We start from the raw sequence: 4,367 nt of genomic DNA, 5'->3' as shown, positions 1-4,367 counted from the left end.
CCCCGGTCACGGACGCCCCCAGCCAGGGCTGATCGCTAGCGGGCCGCCGTCTTCCTGGCGGCGGCCTTCTTCGCGGGCTTCTTCTTCGCCTTCGGGCGGGCCGCGCGCTTCACCAGGTTCTTCGCGACCTCGCGGTAGGCCTGGGCGCCCTTGCTGCTGCGGCTGGTCGCGAGGATGGACCGGCCGGCGGCCGGCGCCTCGGCGAACTTGATCGTCTTGGGGATCGGCGGCTCGATGACCTCGAGGTCGTAGGTGTCGCTGATCGTCTCCAGGACGGTGCGCGCGTGGTTGGTGCGACCGTCGTACATCGTGGGCAGCACGCCCCAGACCTCGAGCTTGCGGTTGGTGAAGCGGCGCACGTCGTGCACGGTGTCGAGCAGCTGTCCGACGCCGCGGTGCGAGAGCGTCTCGCACTGGAGCGGGATCAGGACACCGTCGGCGGCGGTCAGCGCCGCGACGGTCAGCACGCCCAGCGAGGGCGGGCAGTCCAGGAGCACCCAGTCGTAGTGGACGTCGTCCTCGGCGAGCGCTTCGATCGCACTGTTGATGACGTGTTCGCGACCGGTGCGGGTGAGCAGATCGGCCTCGGCGCGGGCCAGCTCGATGGTCGCGGGGAGCAGGTCGACGCCGTCCTCGGTGGCGATGATGACCTCGGTCGGAGCGAGGCCCTTGGTCAGGACGTGGTGCACCGAGACGTCGAGGTCCTCGGGGTCGATGCCCAGGGAGAAGGTCAGGCAGGCCTGCGGGTCGAGGTCCACGAGCAGGACCGAGTGGCCCAGCTCGACAAGGGCAGCGCCGATCGAAGCCACCGAGGTGGTCTTGGCGACGCCACCCTTCTGGTTGGCGATCGCAAGTGTCGTGGTCATCGAGTCCCATCATGCCCGACCCGGTTGCCCTGACGGCGACGACACCTGTTTGCTGGGCGCATGACTTCCGCACTCGTGACCGGCGCGACCGCCGGCATCGGCCTCGAATTCGCTCGCCAGCTCGCCGCCCGTGGCCACGGCCTCGTGCTGGTGGCGCGCGACCAGGCACGACTCACCTCCGTGGCGCAGGAGCTGCGGGCGGCGTACGACATCGAGGTGGAGACCCTGGCGGCCGATCTCGCCGACCTGGCCCAGTGCAGGACCGTGGAGGCGAGGCTCGCCGACCGCGACCGTCCGATCGAGCTTCTGGTCAACAACGCCGGCTTCGGGCTCAAGCACCGCTTCCTCGACAACACCGTCGACCAGGAGGTGGCGATGCTCGACGTGCTCGTCACTGCCGTGCTGCGGCTGAGTCACGCGGCGCTCGGACCGATGGCCGAGCGCGGTCGCGGCGGCGTCATCAACGTCTCGTCGGTGGCGGCGTTCCTGCGACGCGGGACCTACTCGGCGGCCAAGGCGTGGGTGAACAGCTTCAGCGAGTGGGCACACCACGAGTACAAGCCGCAGGGCGTGAGCGTGATGGCGCTGTGCCCGGGCTTCACCAAGACCGAGTTCCACGAGCGGATGCAGGTCAGGCGTGGCGACAACTTCATGTGGCTCGACGTGGAGTTCCTGGTCAGGACCGCACTCGCGGACTTCGACAAGGGGCGGACCTTCTCCGTGCCCGGTGCGCAGTACAAGACCGTGGTGGCCCTGACCCGCGCCGTCCCCAGTCGTGTGCTGCAGCGCTTCCAGTCGATGGGCCGCAAGTAGGGGTCAGGCGAGCAGGCCGGGGGCGGGCCGCCCGCTGGCCACGGCCGCCTCCGCGGTGAGGTGCAGCAGGCGCTCGAACTGCTCGGGCGCGGTGGTGTTGCAGCCCAGGTCGTGGTCGATCTTGCCGGTGCCGTGGTGGTCGCTGGACCCGGTGACGACCAGGTCGAGGTTGCGCGCGATCGCGCGCAGCGCCTCGCGTGCCTCGGGCGGGTGGTCCTGGTGGTCGACCTCGATGCCGACCAGGCCCTGGTCACGGAGCCCGGCCAGCGTCTCCTCGGTGAGCACGCCGGACTTTCCCCGACCCCAGGGATGCGCGATCACGCCGACGCCACCGGAGTCGGTCACCAGGCCGATCGCCTCGGCCAGCGGGACGGCGTACCTGTCGACGTAGGCCGGTCGCCCGGGGTTGAGGAACCGCTCGAAGGCCTCGTCCCGCGTCGCCACGATGCCGACCTCGATCATCACGTCGGCCACGTGCGGTCGACCGGTGGCGGCGGCGTCGGCCGCGCGGCGACGGATGTCCTCGACGGTGATGTCGAAGCCGAGGTCGTGGAGCTTGGCGCAGATGGCCGGCACCCGGGAGTTGCGACCGTCCAGGATCTTGGCCAGGGCGGCCGCGAGGGGCGGGTAGGTCGGGTCGGGGAGGTAGGCCAGCAGGTGGACGCTCGCCCGTCCCACGGCGGTGCTGATCTCCATGCCGCGGACCAGGGTGATGCCGGCCTCGGCCGCCATCGCTTCCGCCTCGGGCCACCCCTCCGCCGTGTCGTGGTCGGTGAGTGCCACGACATCGAGGCCCGTCTCGGCTGCCTTGCGGATCAGTGTGCGCGCATCCTCGGTCCCGTCGCTGACCGACGAGTGGGTGTGGAGGTCGATGCGCACCCTCGAAGGCTAGCCGGGCCACGGCGCGAGGACGCTGTCGGCGGCCTCCTGCGCCGAGGCCTCACCAGACCGGGGGCGGACCGCCGAAGGACATCTCGACCAGCGGCGGACCCAGGCCGGACACGTCACGCAGGATCCACTCGTCACGCAGCAGCAGCATCGCCGAGGCGGGTCGCAGCACCAGCCACAGCCAGCGACCCGCGGCCTCCCCCACCATGACGAACCGGTCGAACTCCTCGTCGGAGTCGCTCGTCGACACCGCCCACAGCGGCACCTGGCCGGGGCCGATACGGACCTTCACCACGGGCGGGCCGTCGCCGATGTCTCGCGGGTCGGGACTGACCAGCCGCGCCACCCGCGCCCCCAGGCCGGTGCCGGGCTCCTCCGACACCACGATCACGTCCACCGGACCGTCGAGTGCGCTCGTGCCCGACACGCAGCTCAGCGTCGCGCGCGGGGCTGACCCGGTCTGGACCACCACCCCGAAGTCGGTCACCCGCCACCCCGGACCCATCGGCCACGGAAGGTACGTCGGGAAGTCTGCTGCCTGCGCGAGGTGCTGGACGAAGGCGTCGTACGTCGACTCCTGCGGGCGCCACAGGGACGGGGTGGGGCCGTGGTCCGGACACGCCCACGACGCCCCGGCCTCCGTCAGTGGGAGGCCGCACCTGGGGCAGCCGCGGTGGAGCATGGGTACACCGTGGTCGGGGGCGCCGACGCCGTCAAGAGTTCCAGCGCAGCAGCACCGGCGTCTCGCGCTCCCAACCGAGCACCGAGAGGGTCGAGGTGTCGAGCCGGAAGGACCTGCCCTCGGTCGCCGGCTGCTCCAGCCAGCGTGCGGTCAGGGCCCGCAGGGCGTGGCCGTGGCCGAAGACGAGGGTGCGACCTTCGCAGGAGCGCACCCGGGCGACCACCCGATCGAGGCGCTCGGTGACCTGCTCGGCCGTCTCGCCTCCGGGGGTCGGGTGGGACCACACGGTCCAGCCGGGCACCGTGTCGCGGATCTCGGCCGTCGAGACGCCCTCGTAGTCGCCGTACGCCCACTCGACCAGGTCCTCGTCGACCTCCGCGTCCCCGAAGCCGACGAGGTCGGCGGTGATCCGGGCGCGCTGGCGGGGGCTGGTGAGCACCTGCGCGAAGTTCGTGTCGGCGAGGCGAGGTGCCAGCGCATGCGCGACCTCGACGCCGTGCTCGGTCAGGGGCAGATCGGTCGTGGACGTGTGCCGACCGTCACGGCTCCACTCGGTCTCCCCGTGGCGGACGAGCCAGAGCTCACTGACGTACGACGCGTCTGCGGACATGCCCGCGAGTTTCGCACGTCCCGGGTCCGGTTTGCTGCCACGATCTGCCCATGGAGACCCTGCGCACCGCGCGCCTCGCGGACGGCGCGGCCTTCTTCACCCAGGGGCTGGTGTTCATCTCGCTCACCACCCGCCTGCCCGACGTGCGCGACCGCTGGGACTTCGGCGAGGTCACCCTGTCGCTGATCCTGCTGATGATGGTGGTCCTCGCCGGTGTGGGCTCTGTGCTCGCCGAGCGCGCGGCCCGGTCCACCGACAGCGCCCTCGTCCTGCGCTCGGGGCTGCTGCTCATGGTCGCGGCGGTCCCGGTGCTGGTCCTCGCTCCGGCGTTCGCGCTCTTCGTGGTGGGGATGGCGGCGTACGGCGTGGCGCTCGGCGTCGTGGACGCGGCCACCTACATGCAGGCGGTCGCCATCGAGCACGGCTACGGCCGACCGATCCTGCCGTCCTTCCACGGCATGTGGACCCTCGGCGGCGTCGTCGGATCCATGATCACGCTGGCGACGAG

General features: G+C 71.4%; 5 protein-coding genes and 1 pseudogene. 2 read left to right on the top strand and 4 right to left on the bottom strand.

Features of this window, described 5'->3' with window-relative positions; translation table 11 throughout:
- Positions 1-35 precede the first annotated feature (35 nt).
- Positions 36-866: a ParA family protein gene (locus RMO85_RS13060; protein WP_310529160.1), complete on the bottom strand. Its 831-nt coding sequence runs from the start codon at positions 864-866 to the stop codon at positions 36-38.
- Between the two features lie 60 nt (positions 867-926).
- Here RMO85_RS13060 and RMO85_RS13055 point away from each other — a divergent pair, with 60 nt between their 5' ends.
- On the top strand, positions 927-1,679 hold the full coding sequence (locus tag RMO85_RS13055) for an SDR family oxidoreductase (protein WP_310529159.1): 753 nt from the start codon (positions 927-929) through the stop codon (positions 1,677-1,679).
- Between the two features lie 3 nt (positions 1,680-1,682).
- On the opposite strand, the gene RMO85_RS13050 is transcribed toward RMO85_RS13055, so the two are convergent.
- From RMO85_RS13050 to RMO85_RS13040, 3 genes are all read right to left on the bottom strand, one after another.
- Positions 1,683-2,558, bottom strand: a complete 876-nt coding sequence (locus tag RMO85_RS13050; RefSeq protein WP_310529158.1) for a PHP domain-containing protein — start codon at positions 2,556-2,558, stop codon at positions 1,683-1,685.
- Positions 2,559-2,619: 61 nt separating this feature from the next.
- Positions 2,620-3,249, bottom strand: a complete 630-nt coding sequence (locus RMO85_RS13045; RefSeq protein ID WP_310529157.1) for a DUF6758 family protein — start codon at positions 3,247-3,249, stop codon at positions 2,620-2,622.
- 31 nt (positions 3,250-3,280) lie between these two features.
- Positions 3,281-3,859, bottom strand: coding sequence for a histidine phosphatase family protein (locus RMO85_RS13040; protein WP_310529156.1), 579 nt, complete (start codon positions 3,857-3,859; stop codon positions 3,281-3,283).
- A 50-nt stretch (positions 3,860-3,909) separates the two neighbouring features.
- Here RMO85_RS13040 and RMO85_RS13035 point away from each other — a divergent pair.
- Positions 3,910-4,367 (top strand): annotated as a pseudogene (locus RMO85_RS13035) (MFS transporter); the annotation flags it as partial.

It is taken from the genome of Nocardioides sp. (assembly GCF_031422975.1).
In the GTDB taxonomy this organism is placed as follows: Bacteria; Actinomycetota; Actinomycetes; order Propionibacteriales; family Nocardioidaceae; genus Nocardioides.
Note: the sequence above shows the minus strand (reverse complement) of the source record. Positions and strands in the feature narration are given on the sequence as shown.